Consider the following 15,677-nt stretch of genomic DNA (forward strand, 5'->3'; position numbering starts at 1 on the left):
TATTATTGTTTTTTCTCTGATGAACAACCGGATCCTGTTGATCGCCCACGCACCGCTGGCCCATGCGCTGGCGCAGTGTGCTGCGCACGTGTTCCCCGACAGTGGGGAGCACGTGTTGGCGTTTGACGTGGAGGCCAGCGCCGATCCAGTAGCGACCCTGCAGGAGGCGCAGGCACTGGTTGCCAAAGGCGGCAATGGCCCGCTTTTGGTGTTGAGCGACGTATTCGGCGCGACACCGCACAATGTGGCGCAGGAGTTGGCCAGGCTACGCACCGATACACGGCTGGTGACAGGTGTGAATCTGCCCATGCTGCTGCGCGCGCTGTGCTACCGGAAAGAAGAGTTGGACAGCCTGGTCGCGCGTGCTGTCGCTGGCGGCAGCCAGGGCATCATGCAAGTGACCCAGACCACGCCACAAAATCAAAATACCCGAGTCCATGATCACGACCACTGTCACCATCAGCAATAAACTGGGCCTGCATGCCCGTGCATCGGCCAAGCTCACCAAGTTGGCGGGTAGTTTTCCCTGCGAGGTCTGGATTACCCGGGGTGAGCGTCGCGTCAATGCCAAGAGCATCATGGGCGTGATGATGCTGGCAGCCGGCATTGGCACCGATGTGACGATCGAGACCGATGGTGCCGATGAGCAGCAGGCCATGGATGCGCTGCTTGCACTGATCAACGACAAGTTCGGCGAAGGCGAATAAGTCGCACTTCTGCGCACCTTGCGCAGCCGCGCTGGAGCGCATCCTGTGTTTTGTGCGCTGGTCAATGCCACCCCCAGGGGAGGCTCCATGCTTCGGAATCTGAATGCAGAGACGGTGCGTGCGTCGCCGCAACTCGCATCCATTGCTGCTGTGACACGGCAATCTCGCAAAAATATATGCCCTGCCTTGTGAACCGGGCTTGCGCAGGCGTATAAATGAAGCCATTGCCGAAAAGGCATGAGCGCCGAGCCAGAGAGAGAGGAAATCCAGCATGACATTTGCCATTCACGGAATTGCAGTGGCCCGGGGCATTGCCATTGGCCGGGCAGTGATGGCGGCGTCCAGCCATCTGGATGTGACCCACTACCTGATTGAGGCTGAGCAGATCGAGCGCGAGATCGAGCGTGTGCGCAAAGGGCGTCTGGCCGTCATTGAAGAATTGCAGCACCTGCGCAGTGACCTGGGGGTGGATGCGCCGCAAGAGCTGGCACCCTTGCTGGATGTGCACCTGATGCTGGTGCAGGACGACATGCTTTCGTTGGGTGTGCGCCAGCTGATCACCGAACGCCTGTACAACGCCGAATGGGCGCTGACCGCACAGCTGGAGTTGCTGTGTCGCCAGTTTGACGAAATGGATGATGAGTACCTGCGCGAGCGCAAAGGCGACCTGCAGCAGGTGGTGGAGCGGGTGCTGCGCCATATGCGGGGCGTCTCCAGCCCGGTAGAGGCGCCTGCCAGTGCACCTGCCGGTGATGGAGGCGAAAACCAGCAGGATTGGGTGGAAGGCGGCCGTGACGCGCCCATGGTGCTGATTGCCAACGACCTGTCGCCCGCTGACATGCTGCAGTTCAAGCAAAGCGTATTTGCCGGTTTTGTGACGGCGGTGGGAGGCAAGACCAGCCACACGGCCATTGTGGCGCGCAGCATGGACATTCCTGCGGTGGTGGGAGCCCGTACGGCCAGCCAGCTCATTCGGGCCGACGACTGGGTCATCATTGATGGCGATGCGGGCGAAGTCATTGTGGACCCTTCGCCCATCCTGTTGGAAGAGTATCGCTTCAAGCAGCGCCAGATTCGCCTGGAGCGTGAGCGCCTTTCGCGTCTGCGCGATACGCCGTCGATCACCATCGATGGCGAACGCATTGAGCTTCTGGCCAATATCGAGCAGCCGGGCGATGGCCCCGCAGCGGTCAATGCGGGTGCCGTGGGGGTGGGGCTCTTTCGTACCGAATTTCTGTTCATGGGCCGGGGCGGCAAGCTGCCCGGCGAAGAAGAGCAGTACCGTGCCTACCGGGAAGCACTTGAAGGCATGCAAGGCATGCCCGTCACCATCCGAACGCTGGATGTGGGTGCCGACAAGCCACTGGACAAGGCGCAGCCCAAGGATTACCACCTGAACCCGGCCCTGGGCCTGCGCGCCATCCGCTTCAGCCTGGCTGATCCGGACATGTTCCGCACGCAATTGCGCGCTGTGCTGCGTGCCGCCGCACATGGGCCGGTGCAGCTGTTGTTTCCGATGCTGGCACATGTCAGCGAGATACGTCAGACGCTGGCGCTGGTGGAGCAGGCGTCGGCAGAGCTGCGCGAACGCGGTATCCCGCAGGGCCACGTCAAACTGGGCGCGATGATCGAAATACCGGCCGCAGCGCTTGCTGTGCGCACCTTTCTCAAGTACTTCGATTTCTTGTCCATTGGCACCAACGATCTGATTCAGTACACGCTGGCCATTGACCGCGCAGACGAAGCCGTGGCCCAGCTCTATGATCCGCTGCACCCCGCGGTGCTGCGCCTCATTGCGGAAGTCATCCAGGCAGCGAAGGCTGCAGGCAAGGAAGTGTGTGTGTGCGGTGAGATGGCCGGGGATGTGGCTACCACCAAGCTGCTGCTGGGCCTGGGCCTGCGCAGCTTCTCCATGCAGCCTGCGCAGATTCTGGCCATCAAGCAGGAAGTGCTGCGCGCCAATACCCTGCAATTGGCCAAATGGGCGCAGCAGGTCATTGATGCGGAAGACCCGTCAGCGCTGCTGGAGAGTTGAGATCGTAGACACGTTTTGAGTCCGGGCCGCTGCTCAGTCCGCCTGGGTGCGAAAGCGGTTGCGGTATTCGGTGGGCGTAGTGCCCAGCTTGCGGCGAAATGCACGGTGCAAGGTATCGGTGGTGTGGAAGCCGCAGGTTTCGGCCACGCGCTCCAGCGAGGCATCGGTGGCCTCGAGCTGTTGGCGTGCCGCTTCGACGCGGGCCGCCTCCAGGTAGGCCGCGGGTGTCATGCCCAGCTCGGTCTTGAAGATGCGTGCCAATTGCCGGTCGCTGACATGCATCTGCTCTGCCAGGTCGAACATCGACAATGGCCGGGCCAGGTTCTGCGCGATGTACTGGCGCAAGGCGTCCATGCGGCGCGTGGAGGACAGTGGCTCCAGCATCACGCTGAACTGGCTTTGCCCGCCAGGCCTTTTGAGAAACATCACCAGGTGGCGAGCCACGCGCAGGGCCAGGGGATTGCCGAAATCCTCGGCCACCAGCGCCAATGCCAGATCCAGGCAGGTGGTCAGGCCTGCGCCAGTCCAGATATGGCCTTGCTGGATGTAGATGCGGTCTGCATCGACATCAATGTCGGGGTGATCATGGGCCAGTTGTGCGGCGGTGGACCAATGCGTGGTGGCCTGCTTGCCGCGCAGCAAGCCAGCGGCCGCCAGAATGTGTGCGCCTACGCAGACCGATGCCACGCGCCTGGACTGTGACGCCAGCGTCTTGACCCATTGCACAACTGTCGGATCGGCCAGTGCCTGCACCCGGCCCGTTTCGTCGACGGCCACCGAGCCGGGTACCACCAGCGTATCAATGGCCTGGTTGCGAAGGCCGGCAAAGTCGATATCCGGCAACACACGTACGCCAGCGGAGGTCGTGACGGGCTCCATGGTTTCGGCGGCGAGCAGCACGCGGTAGCCCGTGGGCTGTGTCATCTCGCGCTGCAGCAGGGCAAACACCTCGGGCGGGCCGGTCACATCGAGCAGATCCACGCGGTCAAACAGCACAATCACGATCCGGCGTTCAGGGGGAAGCATGTGGGTCTCTTCTGGGGCAAGGGCGGGTATGTCGGTTTCTGCGGCAAAGACGGCATTGCTGGGCAGGTGGCGGCTGCCTAAGATGCCTCACATCCCCCGCCACTGGGCGGTTCCTGCAACGAATAGAGCGAGAAACCATGAACACTGCCACTTTACGCGAACTCAATGGATTGAACCCACAGCCTGCCACCCTGGCGCAATCAACCCTGATTCTGGTGGACTACCAGAACACGTATACCCGGGGCGTGATGGAGCTCGAAGGCTGGCAGGCGGCGCTTGATGCGGCTGCGCAGCTTCTGGCGCAGGCGCGTGCGCAAGGCGCCAGGGTGATCCATGTCATGCATGATGGCGGCGAAGGCAGCCCCTACGATATTCGCACCGATATCGGCCAGATCCACGCCAGTGTGGCACCCCTGCTCGATGAGCCCGTGGTCATCAAAGGCGCACCCAATGCCTTTGTCAACACCACCTTGGGGCAAGAGGTGGATGCCGCTGGCAACAAGCAGGTGGTGATTGCCGGGTTCATGAGCCATATGTGCGTCACCTTCACTGCGGAAGGCGCCTTCCTGCGCGGCAATCAGCCCACGGTGGTGGCCAATGCCTGTGCTACAAGGCCCTTGCGGTCTGCTGCTGGCGCGGTGCCAGCAATGCAACTCCACCAGAGCGCCATGGCGACCATCGGCGATCTGTATGCCGTAGTGGTCAACAGCAGTGCCGAGTTGGGCTGAACCTGCCGACCTTGCCGACTGGGTGTTGCCTGCCAGCCTGCGCACTTGAGCAGCCTGTTTGTTCGGAAACCAAGAAAAAAGCGGCAGATGTCTGCCGCTTTTTGCTTTGCCAGTGGCTGGTGCCCTGAGTAGAGGCCGTAAATGCGCTCTTACACCCCAGCCGCATGGGCCTGCTGATCGGCGTGGTAGCTGGACCGTACCATGGCACCGACGGCCGCATGGGTGAATCCCATCTTGTAGGCTTCTTCCTCGAACATCTTGAAGGTGTCGGGGTGCACGTAACGGCGCACTGGGAGGTGGCTGTTGGATGGGGCCAGGTACTGACCGATCGTCAGCATGTCGATGTTGTGGGCGCGCATGTCGCGCATCACCTGCAGGATCTCTTCGTCCGTCTCGCCCAGGCCCACCATGATGCCGCTCTTGGTGGGTACGGTGGGGTGCAGTTCCTTGAACTTCTTGAGCAGATTCAGGCTGAATTGGTAATCGGAGCCTGGGCGCGCCTCCTTGTACAGGCGAGGCGCGGTTTCCAGGTTGTGGTTCATCACGTCAGGTGGCGCGGCTTTGAGGATCTCGAGCGCGCGGTCATCGCGACCACGGAAGTCGGGCACCAGGATCTCGATCTGCGTGGTGGGCGAGAGTTCGCGGATGTTCTTGATGCATTCGACAAAGTGGCCGGAGCCGCCGTCGCGCAAGTCGTCACGGTCCACGCTCGTAATCACCACGTACTTCAGCCGCAACTGTGCAATGGTCTTGGCGAGGTTCAGGGGCTCGTTCACATCGAGCGGATCGGGGCGGCCGTGACCCACGTCGCAGAACGGGCAGCGGCGCGTGCATTTGTCGCCCATGATCATGAAGGTGGCAGTACCTTTGCCGAAGCACTCCCCGATATTGGGGCAGCTGGCCTCTTCGCAGACGGTGTGCAACTTGTTCTCGCGCAGGATGTCCTTGATCTCGTAGAAACGCGTGGTGGGGCTGCCAGCCTTGACGCGGATCCATTCGGGCTTCTTGAGCAACGGTGCCTGCTCCACCTTGACAGGGATGCGCGACAGTTTGGCAGCCGCTTTTTGCTTGGCCAGCGGGTTGTAGTTGTCGGTAGTTTGCGCTTCGCGCACGACTTCGTTGGTACTCATGGCAGGTCTCACGGGGATAGGCGGGTGGACAGTTCGCTGGCCAAGATGGCGGCGACTTCATCCCACTTTGCATCGACGCCTATTGTAGAAAGATCGACGGTTTGAAGCCCTGCATAACCGCAAGGGTTGATGCGGCGGTAGGGTTCCAGGTCCATTTTCACGTTCAGCGCGACACCGTGGTAGGTGCAATGGCGACTGACCTTGATCCCTAAGGCCGCAATCTTGCCCAGACCCTCGAACACCGGCTCGGGCGCCGGTGTGCCCGGCACGCGCATTTGCGGGCGCTGGGGGAGTTGTGCATGCGAGAAGGGGTCATCGAGCCGTACATAGATGCCCGGGGCGCCTGCTACGCGGTGCCCAGTGACGCCGAGACGGGCAAGCGTGCGGATGACGGCTTCTTCCAGGCGGAAGACGTACTCTTTGACAAAGTAGCCAGCCTGCTGCAAGTCGATCAGCGGATAAGCCACGACCTGCCCGGGGCCGTGGTAAGTGACCTGGCCACCACGGTTGGTTTGTACAACCGGAATGTCGCCAGTGTGCAACAGGTGGCTGGGCAGGCCTGCCAGGCCTTGCGTGAATGTGGCGGGGTGCTCGCAAATCCATAGCTGATCGCGCTCGTCGGGCGCGCGCTGGGCCGTGAATTGCTGCATGGCTTCCACGGTTGCCGGGTAGTCGGCCAAGCCTAAAAAGCGGGTCTGCATGGGTAGAAAGCCGGCGGTAACGCGCCGGCAGGGTTCGCGCAGGTGACAGAACGCGCTTACAGCACGACCTTGACCATGGGGTTGGAGGTGAGTGCCATGTATAAATTGTCCAGTTGTTCGCGGCTGGTGGCAGTAACGGTAATGGTCACCCCCAGATACTTGTCTCCGGCACTGGGGCGCAACTCGATCTTGCTTGCATCAAAGAAGGGGTCGAACTGTTTGGCAATGGTGGTGACCGTGTGGACAAAGCCGTCCTGATTGAGCCCCATCACCTTAATCGGAAAGTCTGAGGGGTATTCGATCAGCGAATCCTTGTTCGGATCATCGCGAGTTTCTGGGGTGTTGGGTGGCGTTTCAGAAGAGGTCATTTTGCTATTAAAACAGAAGCTTGAAGAGTATGAGCAGTCAGGAAGAATGCCACCTTTGGCATCAGAATTCTGTAAGGCGAATCTTACAAAAAACAAGCTTGTGTAAACGCTCACGCGCAGCAAAAAACCAAGCGCATGCGAAAACGCTTTCCGATTCCAACGGGTTTATCCTTATAATCGCAGGCTTTGGCTAGTGTCGTTCCAGGGGCAAACTATATGACTACAAGTGCTCCGGAAGATAAACATGAGGCCGAAGAGCCGGACTTCAAGCCCCTGACTGCCGAAGAAGCAGCGGAGTGGCGCAGGCGCAATCCGTCGGTTTCGGTGGTGCGTGTCGTGAAGTGGCAGCTGGTGGTCGGGGTTGTGCTTGCCGTATTGGTGGGTCTGATCACGCAGCGGGCCGGGTGGTTGTGGTCGGTTGCATATGGTGCGGCGGCGGTAGTGATACCCGCTGCCCTTTTTGCACGTGGGCTACGATTGCAGCTAGGTGCCGGGCAGGAGAATCTTGCCATGGTCCGGTTCTTTGGTTTGGAGATCGCAAAATTGGTATTGACCGTGGTGCTGCTATTGCTGGCGCCGCTGGTGGTGCCGGGGCTCAACTGGTTGGCGCTGGTGTTGGGTCTGGTTGTGGTGATGAAGACGTACTGGTTGGCGCTGTGGCTGCTGACCAGATCCGAATAACAGTTTGTATTTGAGAAGAAGAGTTGTCCGATGGCAGCAGACGCGAATGCACCCACTGCAAGTGAATACATCGTTCACCATTTGCAGCATCTCCAGAACATCAAGCAAAAGTCGATCATCGACTTTTCGGTGGTCAACCTCGACTCGGTCACTGTCAGCGTGATCCTGGGCCTTCTGGGCATCTTCGTGATGTGGCTGGCAGCCCGCAAGGCCACGTCAGGCGTTCCCGGACGCTTTCAGGCGGCGGTGGAAATGCTGGTCGAAATGGTGGACAACCAGGCCAAGGCCAATATCCACAATGCGCAATCACGCAAGTTCATTGCTCCACTGGCACTCACGGTGTTCGTCTGGATTTTCCTGATGAATGCCATGGACATGCTGCCTGTGGATCTGCTGCCTTGGCTGTGGCAAGGCGCTACCGGCGACCACCACGCCTATCTGCGCGTAGTGCCGACGGCTGACCTCTCGACCACGCTGGGCCTGTCCACTGCCGTGCTGATCCTGTGCCTGTACTACAGCGTCAAGATCAAGGGTCTGGGCGGCTGGGCGCATGAGCTGGTGTCAGCACCATTCGGCACCTCCAAGAATCCTATCTTTGCCGTGATCCTCGGCATTGTCAATCTGCTCATGCAGATCATTGAATACGTTGCCAAGACTGTGTCGCATGGCATGCGACTGTTCGGCAACATGTACGCTGGTGAGTTGGTGTTCATGCTGATTGCCCTGATGGGTGGCGCAGCGGCTATGTCGCTCTCTGGTGTGTTGCTCCCTGTGGGGCACATCATTGCAGGTACGATCTGGGCGATCTTCCACATTCTGGTGATCACTCTGCAAGCCTTCATTTTCATGATGCTGACGCTGATTTATCTCGGCCAGGCGCATGAAGCTCACTAACTGTTCCCTTTCCTTTTTCTCTTAACCTTTCTTTTTTATCTCAGGAGTCATCATGGAAAACGTTCTCGGTCTCGTCGCTCTGGCTTGTGGTCTGATTGTTGGTCTGGGCGCTATCGGCGCTTCGATCGGTATTGCTCTGATGGGTGGCAAGTTCCTGGAATCGTCGGCACGTCAGCCTGAACTGATCAACGAACTGCAAACCAAGATGTTCATCTTGGCTGGTCTGATCGACGCCGCATTCCTGATCGGTGTTGCTATCGCCCTGCTGTTCGCTTTCGCCAACCCATTCCAACTGGCCTAAGCTCCGATCAACGCCGTAGATAGAAAGGTGTTGCCGTGAGTATTAACGCGACCCTGTTCGTTCAGGCCATTGTCTTCTTGATTCTGGTGCTCTTCACGATGAAATTCGTGTGGCCACCTATTGCCAAGGCGTTGGATGAGCGAGCAAAGAAAATCGCCGATGGTCTTGCTGCTGCCGATAAGGCAAAGTCCGAGTTGACAGCTGTGAACAAGCGCGTTGAGGAAGAGCTTTCCGCAACCCGCAATGAAACAGCGTCGCGTATCGCGGACGCAGACCGTCGTGCCCAAGCAATCGTCGAAGAGGCCAAGTCTCGTGCGACCGAAGAAGGCAACAAGATCATTGCAGCTGCACGCGCTGAAGCCGAGCAGCAAGTGATCCAGGCGCGCGAATCGTTGCGCGAACAAGTTGCCGCTTTGGCCGTCAAGGGTGCTGAGCAGATTCTCCGCAAGGAAGTCAATCCAGCGGTCCACAGTGATTTGCTCAATCGCCTGAAGACTGAGCTGTAAGGAAGCAACGAAATGGCAGAACTCGCCACCATTGCCCGTCCTTACGCTGAAGCCTTGTTCAAGGCTTGCACCGACAAAGGTGCAAGCCTGAGCGAAGCCCTGTCTTGGACGGACGAACTGGCGGCGATTGCCGCCGACCCGGAAATGCGCCAACTGGCCGACAATCCCAACGTCACCAATGATCAGGTGGTCGATGTGATGGCCGGTGTATCGCTGGCACGCGGCTGGGCCTTGTCAGACCTGGCTCGCAACTTCCTGCGCACGCTGGTGGAAAATCGTCGTCTGGAAGCCCTGCCAGAAGTGGCCAAGCAATTTCGCGCGCTGGTGAACCAAGGAAATGGTTCGTCGGATGCGCTGGTGTACAGTGCCTTTCCCATGGATGACTCCGCATTGAATGCGTTGGGCACCGTGCTGGAAAAACGCTTTGGCCGCAAACTGAATCTGAGCACCACGGTGGACGAATCGCTGATTGGCGGTGTTCGTGTCGTGGTGGGCGACGAGGTGCTGGACACTTCCGTCAAGGCCCGTCTGGAACAAATGAAAGCAACCCTCACTGCGTAACGCAGATCGAGGATTCGGCTAAACAATGAAAAGGAAAGAGTGATGCAACTCAATCCCGCAGAAATTTCTGAACTGATCAAGAGCCGCATTGAGGGTCTGTCAGGCAATACCGATATCCGTAACCAAGGTACGGTGGTGTCGGTGACCGACGGTATCGTGCGCGTGCATGGTCTGTCCGATGTGATGGCTGGCGAAATGCTGGAGTTCCCGGCAGGCGCCGATGGTCAACCTACCTACGGTCTGGCGCTGAACCTGGAGCGCGACTCCGTCGGTGCCGTGATTCTGGGTGAGTACACCCATATCTCGGAAGGCGACATCGTCAAGTGCACCGGCCGCATTCTGGAAGTGCCCGTGGGCCCTGAACTGGTGGGCCGCGTGGTGAACGCTCTGGGTCAGCCTATCGACGGCAAGGGCCCGATCAACGCCAAGATGACCGACGTGATCGAAAAGGTTGCTCCTGGTGTGATCGCACGTCAATCCGTGGATCAGCCTCTGCAATCGGGTATCAAGTCCATCGACGCCATGGTGCCCGTGGGCCGTGGTCAGCGCGAGCTGATCATTGGTGACCGCCAGACCGGCAAGACCGCTGTGGCGATCGACGCGATCATCAACCAGAAGGGCCAGGGCGTTGTCTGCGTGTACGTAGCCATCGGCCAAAAGGCTTCTTCGGTAAAGAACGTGGTGCGTGCTCTGGAGCAAGCAGGCGCGATGGAATACACCATCGTCGTGGCTGCTACTGCTTCCGAATCGGCCGCAATGCAGTACGTGTCGGCCTATTCTGGCTGCACGATGGGCGAGTACTTCCGCGATCGTGGCGAAGACGCGCTGATCGTGTATGACGATCTGTCCAAGCAGGCTGTGGCTTACCGCCAGGTTTCGCTGCTGCTGCGTCGCCCACCAGGCCGTGAAGCTTTCCCTGGCGACGTGTTCTATCTCCACAGCCGTCTGCTGGAGCGCGCCGCTCGCGTGAACGCTGATTACGTCGAAGCCTTCACCAAGGGTGAAGTCAAGGGCAAGACCGGTTCGCTGACCGCGCTGCCCATCATCGAAACCCAGGCGGGTGACGTGTCGGCCTTCGTGCCTACCAACGTGATTTCGATTACCGACGGCCAGATCTTCCTGGAAACCAGCCTGTTCAACGCCGGTATCCGTCCTGCTATCAACGCCGGTATCTCGGTGTCCCGCGTGGGTGGTGCTGCTCAGACGAAGCTGATCAAGGGTCTGTCCGGCGGTATCCGTACCGACCTGGCACAGTACCGTGAACTGGCTGCGTTCGCGCAGTTCGCTTCCGATCTGGACGATGCAACTCGCAAGCAACTGGACCGTGGTGCCCGTGTGACCGAGCTGCTCAAGCAGCCTCAGTACAGCCCACTGCCCGTCGCTTTGATGGCCGCTTCGCTGTTCGCCGTGAACAAGGGTTTCATGGACGATATCGAAGTCAAGAAGGTACTGCCTTTCGAGCACGGTCTGCACCAGTTCCTGAAGACCAGCTACGCTGCTTTGGTGGACCGCCTGAACGAGAAGAAGGCTTTCGACAAAGAAGGCAAGGACGAAGCTGAACTGACTGCAGCCATTACTGCATTCAAGAAGTCCTTCGCTTAAACCGGGCGAGGAATCATCATGGCAGCAGGCAAGGAAATACGCGGCAAGATCAAATCGGTGGAAAACACCAAGAAGATCACCAAGGCCATGGAAATGGTTGCCGCATCCAAAATGCGCAAGGCGCAGGAGCGGATGCTGGCAGCCCGTCCATACAGCGAGAAGATTCGCGCAATTGCAGCTCACCTGAGCCAGGCAAACCCTGAATATGTCCATCCCTTCATGGTGTCGCATGACTCCAAGAAGGTCGGCATGATCGTGGTGACGACTGACAAGGGCCTGTGCGGCGGCATGAACACCAACGTGCTGCGTGCCGTGACGAACAAGCTCAAGGATCTGCAATCCGCAGGTGTCAGTGCAGAAGCCGTCGCCATTGGCAGCAAGGGCCTGGGCTTTCTGACGCGCGTGGGCGCCAAGGTGGTGGCCAATGCCACCGCGCTGGGTGACACGCCGCATCTGGATGCGTTGATCGGCCCCGTCAAGGTATTGCTCGATCAGTACGCTGAAGGCAAGCTGAGCGCGGTCTATCTGTGCTACACCAAGTTCATCAATACGATGAAGCAAGACTCGGTCGTCGAGCAGTTGCTGCCCTTGTCGCAAGAAGCGATTCAGGGTTCGGCACCTGCTTCCCACGGCTGGGACTATATCTACGAGCCCGATGCGCAAAGTGTGATCGACGAGCTGCTCGTGCGTTATGTGGAATCGCTGATCTATTCAGCCGTTGCAGACAACATGGCTTCCGAGCAGTCTGCGCGCATGGTGGCCATGAAGGCTGCTACCGATAACGCCGGCAACGTCATCAACGAGTTGAAGCTGGTCTACAACAAGACGCGTCAGGCTGCGATTACGACCGAATTGTCGGAAATCGTCGCAGGCGCCGCGGCTGTGTAACGCAGCTCGACTGAAATCAATATTGGAGCAACGAAATGGCTCAAGTACAAGGCAAGATTGTTCAATGTATCGGCGCTGTGGTGGACGTTGAGTTCCCACACGGCCAGGTACCTAACGTGTTTGACGCACTCAAGCTCGAAGGCACTGCCCTGACGCTGGAAGTGCAGCAACAGCTGGGCGACGGCGTGGTGCGTACCATTGCACTGGGCTCGTCGGACGGTCTCAAGCGCGGCCTGATGGTGACCAACACCGGCAAGGCGATTACCGTGCCCGTGGGCAAGGCAACGCTGGGCCGCATCATGGACGTGCTGGGTAACCCCATCGACGAGCGCGGCCCTGTGGACCAGACGCTGACTGCTTCCATCCACCGCAAGGCTCCTGCATACGACGAACTGTCGCCTTCGCAGGAACTGCTGGAAACCGGCATCAAGGTGATTGACCTGGTGTGCCCGTTTGCAAAGGGCGGCAAGGTGGGTCTGTTCGGTGGCGCCGGTGTGGGCAAGACCGTGAACATGATGGAACTCATCAACAACATCGCCAAGGCGCACAGCGGTCTGTCCGTGTTCGCCGGTGTGGGTGAGCGTACCCGTGAAGGTAACGACTTCTACCACGAAATGTCGGACGCCGGTGTGGTGAATCAAGAGTCGCTGAATGACTCGAAGGTGGCCATGGTGTACGGCCAGATGAACGAGCCACCAGGCAACCGTCTGCGTGTGGCGCTGACCGGCCTGACCATGGCTGAAGCGTTCCGTGACGAAGGCAAGGACGTGCTGTTCTTCGTGGACAACATCTACCGCTACACCCTGGCCGGTACCGAAGTGTCGGCGCTGCTGGGCCGTATGCCTTCCGCCGTGGGCTACCAGCCTACGCTGGCCGAAGAAATGGGCCGTCTGCAAGAGCGTATCACCTCGACCAAGGTCGGCTCGATCACCTCGATCCAGGCTGTGTACGTGCCAGCTGACGACTTGACCGATCCGTCGCCTGCCACCACCTTTGCTCACTTGGACTCCACCGTCGTGCTGTCCCGTGACATCGCATCGCTGGGTATCTACCCCGCCGTGGACCCACTGGACTCGACCAGCCGCCAGCTGGACCCCCAAGTGGTGGGTGAAGAGCACTACGCCGTGGCCCGCCAGGTGCAGGGCACGCTGCAGCGCTACAAGGAACTGCGTGACATCATCGCGATTCTGGGTATGGACGAACTGGCTCCCGAAGACAAGCTCGTCGTGGCCCGCGCCCGCAAGATCCAGCGTTTCCTGTCGCAGCCTTTCCACGTGGCCGAAGTGTTCACGGGCGCTCCAGGCAAGTACGTTCCGCTGTCGGAAACCATCCGCGGCTTCAAGATGATCGTGAACGGCGAGTGCGACCACTTGCCAGAGCAGGCCTTCTACATGGTTGGCACGATCGACGAAGCCATCGAGAAGGCGAAGAAGATCTAAGGTCTGTGCCGGGCAGTGCTCGCAAGACTGCTGCCCGCACCGGACGTATTTCTTTTTCACTCTGAGGACCAAAGATGAACACCTTCCACGTTGATGTGGTCAGTGCTGAAGAATCCATCTTCTCTGGCGAAGCCCGCTTTGTGGCGCTGCCTGGTGAAATGGGCGAACTCGGTATCTATCCCCGCCACACGCCGTTGATCACCCGCATCAAGCCGGGATCGGTGCGCATTGAGAAGACCGACGGTGCCGAAGAGTTCATCTTCGTGGCCGGTGGCATTCTGGAAGTGCAACCTGATCGCGTGACCGTTCTGTCCGATACCGCTGTGCGCGGCAAGGATCTGGACGAGCAAAAGGCGGTTGAAGCCAAGCAAAAGGCCGAAGAAGCCGTCAAGAACGCCAAGGGCGAACTCGACCTGGCCAAGGCCCAATCTGAGCTGGCCGTCATGGCAGCACAGATTGCTGCACTGCAAAAGTACCGCAAGAAGCGTTGATCAGCGCCTTTGTTGCATCTACAAAAAACCACCGCATGCGGTGGTTTTTTTTCGCCTTTCCAGACTCCGCAAAGCAGTAAGGGCGAACCTGAAGCCGGCACATGTAGCGAGCCTATGGTTAAAGACTAAACCAAGGCAGCACGCTTATCCATCAAGCGCTAAATGCTATGAAAAATATAGTGCCTGGCAGAGTCAACGGACAATGGGAATATCTGGCAGTTCATTGTCTGCCGCTGCAGATTGGCGAGGAAAATCACGCTCCAGCAATTGCGACACTTGGGTGATAGCCTTTTTCAGGGCCTCTTCGTACAGACCGCTGCGCAGATCCTCTGCCAACCCTGCAATGACGCGGCCCCACTGGGCGGTGTCCACATGGCGTGCAACGGCCCGATCTGCGACGATCTCGATGGCGTGCTCGGTGAGCAGCAGATAAATCAATACGCCGTTGTTGTGCTCGGTGTCCCATACGCGTTGCTTGCTGAACTCCATCACAGCCCGCTCGCGCGCCGACGCGTCGCGGCGAATATAGCTCCAGGGCAGAGCGGTCTCGACATACACGCGAATCTGGCCCGTATGCCTAGCCTCTGATGCTGCAATGGCATGCGCAATGCGCTCGCGTGCCGCCTGCGGCAAAGCATAGGAGGCATCACGGTCCAGAATGCGGTGGCGCAACTGGCGGCCAAGACGCTGAAGCCAATTTCCCATCACCAGCTCCCCGACGCGCCGCCGCCGCCAAAGTTACCACCGCCGCCGGAGCTGAAGCCGCCACCACCCGAGCCGCCAAACCCTCCGCCTCCACCAAAGCCGCCGCCCCCCCCACCGCCGGTAATGACGCTGCCGGGGCGCAGGCCGCCTGTCAGAAGCACCATGAACAGGGCCACGACTCCCGCTCCTACGCCGATCAGCAGGCTGGTTGTGAGCATGGTCGCCACAACGCCCGCAATACCGCCGGTGACCAGGGAGCCAAAGCCACGACCGAGCAGGGCGCGCAGAAAGCCTCCGCCGATCATGACAACCACGAAAAAGAAGATCAGTAGCTCGCCCACATCCATGGATGGGGCTGCCGATGCGCCTTGGCGCTGCTGTGGCTGCCGGGCCGGTGCTGGCAGGGCCTCGCCTTTGATGAGGGCGCTGATCTGGCCTGCGGCTGCCGAAAGGCCTGCGCCATAGTTGCCGGCCTGAAAGGCTGGCTTCATGGCCTCGTCAATGATGCGTGCGGCACGCAGGTCGGGGATGGCGCCTTCCAGGGTCTTGGCGACTTCGATGCGCATGCGCCGGTCGTCTTTGGCAACAATGATCAGAAGCCCGTCGCCAACGTCCTTGCGGCCGATCTTCCAGGTGTTGGCCACCCGGTTCGCATAGGCTGCAATGTCCTCCGGAGCGGTGGTTGGCACCATCAATGCAATCACCTGAGAGCCGGTGTCCTGCTCCAGCTGTTTCAGCTGGGCTTCAAGGCTGGCGGTATCTTGCGCGCTCAGGGTTGCGGTCTGATCGATCACATGCGCAGTGAGCGCAGGAACCGGCAACACCGCCGCATGCCCGAGCCAAGGCAAGAGCGCTACTGTAAATATAGCTATAAAGCGTTGCAGAGCCCGCGCAATAAGCACTTTTTTCCTTGA

General features: G+C 59.5%; 19 protein-coding genes. 13 read left to right on the forward strand and 6 right to left on the reverse strand.

The annotated features are described in order from the left end of the window. The first annotated feature begins 19 nt into the window (after positions 1–19). The 3 genes from LAD35_RS02095 to ptsP all read left to right on the forward strand — a co-directional run bounded on the left by LAD35_RS02095 (position 20) and on the right by ptsP (position 2,742). Positions 20–469, forward strand: coding sequence for a PTS sugar transporter subunit IIA (locus LAD35_RS02095; protein WP_224152562.1), 450 nt, complete (start codon positions 20–22; stop codon positions 467–469). Next, the gene (locus LAD35_RS02100) at positions 438–707 is read left to right on the forward strand and encodes an HPr family phosphocarrier protein (RefSeq protein ID WP_224151102.1); all 270 of its coding nucleotides are present in this window, start codon (positions 438–440) and stop codon (positions 705–707) included. The genes LAD35_RS02095 and LAD35_RS02100 overlap by 32 nt, the downstream gene beginning before the upstream one ends. 271 nt (positions 708–978) lie before the next feature. Then, on the forward strand, positions 979–2,742 hold the full coding sequence (gene ptsP / locus LAD35_RS02105) for a phosphoenolpyruvate--protein phosphotransferase (RefSeq protein ID WP_224151103.1): 1,764 nt from the start codon (positions 979–981) through the stop codon (positions 2,740–2,742). Between the two features lie 33 nt (positions 2,743–2,775). On the opposite strand, the gene LAD35_RS02110 is transcribed toward ptsP, so the two are convergent. Then, the gene (locus LAD35_RS02110; protein WP_224151104.1) at positions 2,776–3,768 is read right to left on the reverse strand and encodes a GlxA family transcriptional regulator; all 993 of its coding nucleotides are present in this window, start codon (positions 3,766–3,768) and stop codon (positions 2,776–2,778) included. Positions 3,769–3,905: 137 nt separating this feature from the next. Here LAD35_RS02110 and LAD35_RS02115 point away from each other — a divergent pair, with 137 nt between their 5' ends. Further along, the gene (locus LAD35_RS02115; RefSeq protein ID WP_224151105.1) at positions 3,906–4,496 is read left to right on the forward strand and encodes an isochorismatase family protein; all 591 of its coding nucleotides are present in this window, start codon (positions 3,906–3,908) and stop codon (positions 4,494–4,496) included. Between the two features lie 149 nt (positions 4,497–4,645). On the opposite strand, the gene lipA is transcribed toward LAD35_RS02115, so the two are convergent. The 3 genes from lipA to LAD35_RS02130 are packed head-to-tail and all read right to left on the reverse strand — an operon-like array spanning position 4,646 to position 6,695. After that, positions 4,646–5,626, reverse strand: a complete 981-nt coding sequence (gene lipA, locus LAD35_RS02120; protein WP_224151106.1) for a lipoyl synthase — start codon at positions 5,624–5,626, stop codon at positions 4,646–4,648. A gap of 8 nt (positions 5,627–5,634) precedes the next feature. After that, complete coding sequence (gene lipB / locus LAD35_RS02125; protein WP_224151107.1) at positions 5,635–6,327, reverse strand: lipoyl(octanoyl) transferase LipB; 693 nt, start codon at positions 6,325–6,327, stop codon at positions 5,635–5,637. 56 nt (positions 6,328–6,383) lie between these two features. Beyond that, on the reverse strand, positions 6,384–6,695 hold the full coding sequence (locus LAD35_RS02130) for a YbeD family protein (RefSeq protein WP_224151108.1): 312 nt from the start codon (positions 6,693–6,695) through the stop codon (positions 6,384–6,386). Between the two features lie 216 nt (positions 6,696–6,911). On the opposite strand from LAD35_RS02130, the gene LAD35_RS02135 reads away from it, so the two are divergent. The 9 genes from LAD35_RS02135 to LAD35_RS02175 all read left to right on the forward strand — a co-directional run bounded on the left by LAD35_RS02135 (position 6,912) and on the right by LAD35_RS02175 (position 14,058). Continuing rightward, entirely contained in the window at positions 6,912–7,376 is a 465-nt protein-coding gene (locus tag LAD35_RS02135) for an ATP synthase subunit I (RefSeq protein WP_224151109.1), read from the forward strand. Between the two features lie 30 nt (positions 7,377–7,406). Then, positions 7,407–8,270: a F0F1 ATP synthase subunit A gene (atpB, locus tag LAD35_RS02140; protein WP_224151110.1), complete on the forward strand. Its 864-nt coding sequence runs from the start codon at positions 7,407–7,409 to the stop codon at positions 8,268–8,270. 52 nt (positions 8,271–8,322) lie between these two features. Next, the gene (gene atpE, locus LAD35_RS02145; protein WP_021025615.1) at positions 8,323–8,571 is read left to right on the forward strand and encodes a F0F1 ATP synthase subunit C; all 249 of its coding nucleotides are present in this window, start codon (positions 8,323–8,325) and stop codon (positions 8,569–8,571) included. Positions 8,572–8,606: 35 nt separating this feature from the next. Next, positions 8,607–9,077: a F0F1 ATP synthase subunit B gene (locus LAD35_RS02150; RefSeq protein ID WP_184711542.1), complete on the forward strand. Its 471-nt coding sequence runs from the start codon at positions 8,607–8,609 to the stop codon at positions 9,075–9,077. Positions 9,078–9,089: 12 nt separating this feature from the next. Beyond that, positions 9,090–9,638 carry a F0F1 ATP synthase subunit delta gene (locus LAD35_RS02155; protein ID WP_224151111.1) on the forward strand — a complete coding sequence of 183 codons (549 nt, stop codon included), beginning with the start codon at positions 9,090–9,092 and terminating at the stop codon, positions 9,636–9,638. A gap of 42 nt (positions 9,639–9,680) precedes the next feature. Continuing rightward, positions 9,681–11,240, forward strand: coding sequence for a F0F1 ATP synthase subunit alpha (gene atpA, locus LAD35_RS02160; RefSeq protein WP_224151112.1), 1,560 nt, complete (start codon positions 9,681–9,683; stop codon positions 11,238–11,240). 18 nt (positions 11,241–11,258) lie between these two features. After that, complete coding sequence (gene atpG / locus LAD35_RS02165) at positions 11,259–12,128, forward strand: F0F1 ATP synthase subunit gamma (RefSeq protein WP_224151113.1); 870 nt, start codon at positions 11,259–11,261, stop codon at positions 12,126–12,128. Between the two features lie 35 nt (positions 12,129–12,163). After that, complete coding sequence (gene atpD, locus LAD35_RS02170) at positions 12,164–13,567, forward strand: F0F1 ATP synthase subunit beta (protein ID WP_184711538.1); 1,404 nt, start codon at positions 12,164–12,166, stop codon at positions 13,565–13,567. Between the two features lie 74 nt (positions 13,568–13,641). Beyond that, the gene (locus LAD35_RS02175) at positions 13,642–14,058 is read left to right on the forward strand and encodes a F0F1 ATP synthase subunit epsilon (RefSeq protein ID WP_224151114.1); all 417 of its coding nucleotides are present in this window, start codon (positions 13,642–13,644) and stop codon (positions 14,056–14,058) included. Between the two features lie 192 nt (positions 14,059–14,250). Here LAD35_RS02175 and LAD35_RS02180 read toward each other — a convergent pair whose 3' ends face one another. Beyond that, positions 14,251–14,763: a TPM domain-containing protein gene (locus LAD35_RS02180; RefSeq protein ID WP_224151115.1), complete on the reverse strand. Its 513-nt coding sequence runs from the start codon at positions 14,761–14,763 to the stop codon at positions 14,251–14,253. After that, positions 14,763–15,665 carry a TPM domain-containing protein gene (locus tag LAD35_RS02185; protein ID WP_377780209.1) on the reverse strand — a complete coding sequence of 301 codons (903 nt, stop codon included), beginning with the start codon at positions 15,663–15,665 and terminating at the stop codon, positions 14,763–14,765. The genes LAD35_RS02180 and LAD35_RS02185 overlap by 1 nt, the downstream gene beginning before the upstream one ends. Positions 15,666–15,677 lie beyond the last annotated feature (12 nt).

Origin of the sequence: Comamonas odontotermitis, assembly GCF_020080045.1 — a bacterium.
GTDB lineage: Bacteria > Pseudomonadota > Gammaproteobacteria > Burkholderiales > Burkholderiaceae_C > Comamonas > Comamonas odontotermitis.

What these genes read in the sequence shown, in the direction of transcription:
- LAD35_RS02095 (WP_224152562.1), top strand. Translation starts at nt 20, where the DNA reads ATGAACAACCGGATCCTGTTGATCGCCCACGCACCGCTGGCCCATGCG.
- LAD35_RS02100 (WP_224151102.1), top strand. Translation starts at nt 438, where the DNA reads ATGATCACGACCACTGTCACCATCAGCAATAAACTGGGCCTGCATGCC.
- ptsP (WP_224151103.1), top strand. Translation starts at nt 979, where the DNA reads ATGACATTTGCCATTCACGGAATTGCAGTGGCCCGGGGCATTGCCATT.
- LAD35_RS02110 (WP_224151104.1), bottom strand. Translation starts at nt 3,768, where the DNA reads ATGCTTCCCCCTGAACGCCGGATCGTGATTGTGCTGTTTGACCGCGTG.
- LAD35_RS02115 (WP_224151105.1), top strand. Translation starts at nt 3,906, where the DNA reads ATGAACACTGCCACTTTACGCGAACTCAATGGATTGAACCCACAGCCT.
- lipA (WP_224151106.1), bottom strand. Translation starts at nt 5,626, where the DNA reads ATGAGTACCAACGAAGTCGTGCGCGAAGCGCAAACTACCGACAACTAC.
- lipB (WP_224151107.1), bottom strand. Translation starts at nt 6,327, where the DNA reads ATGCAGACCCGCTTTTTAGGCTTGGCCGACTACCCGGCAACCGTGGAA.
- LAD35_RS02130 (WP_224151108.1), bottom strand. Translation starts at nt 6,695, where the DNA reads ATGACCTCTTCTGAAACGCCACCCAACACCCCAGAAACTCGCGATGAT.
- LAD35_RS02135 (WP_224151109.1), top strand. Translation starts at nt 6,912, where the DNA reads ATGACTACAAGTGCTCCGGAAGATAAACATGAGGCCGAAGAGCCGGAC.
- atpB (WP_224151110.1), top strand. Translation starts at nt 7,407, where the DNA reads ATGGCAGCAGACGCGAATGCACCCACTGCAAGTGAATACATCGTTCAC.
- atpE (WP_021025615.1), top strand. Translation starts at nt 8,323, where the DNA reads ATGGAAAACGTTCTCGGTCTCGTCGCTCTGGCTTGTGGTCTGATTGTT.
- LAD35_RS02155 (WP_224151111.1), top strand. Translation starts at nt 9,090, where the DNA reads ATGGCAGAACTCGCCACCATTGCCCGTCCTTACGCTGAAGCCTTGTTC.
- atpA (WP_224151112.1), top strand. Translation starts at nt 9,681, where the DNA reads ATGCAACTCAATCCCGCAGAAATTTCTGAACTGATCAAGAGCCGCATT.
- atpG (WP_224151113.1), top strand. Translation starts at nt 11,259, where the DNA reads ATGGCAGCAGGCAAGGAAATACGCGGCAAGATCAAATCGGTGGAAAAC.
- atpD (WP_184711538.1), top strand. Translation starts at nt 12,164, where the DNA reads ATGGCTCAAGTACAAGGCAAGATTGTTCAATGTATCGGCGCTGTGGTG.
- LAD35_RS02175 (WP_224151114.1), top strand. Translation starts at nt 13,642, where the DNA reads ATGAACACCTTCCACGTTGATGTGGTCAGTGCTGAAGAATCCATCTTC.
- LAD35_RS02180 (WP_224151115.1), bottom strand. Translation starts at nt 14,763, where the DNA reads ATGGGAAATTGGCTTCAGCGTCTTGGCCGCCAGTTGCGCCACCGCATT.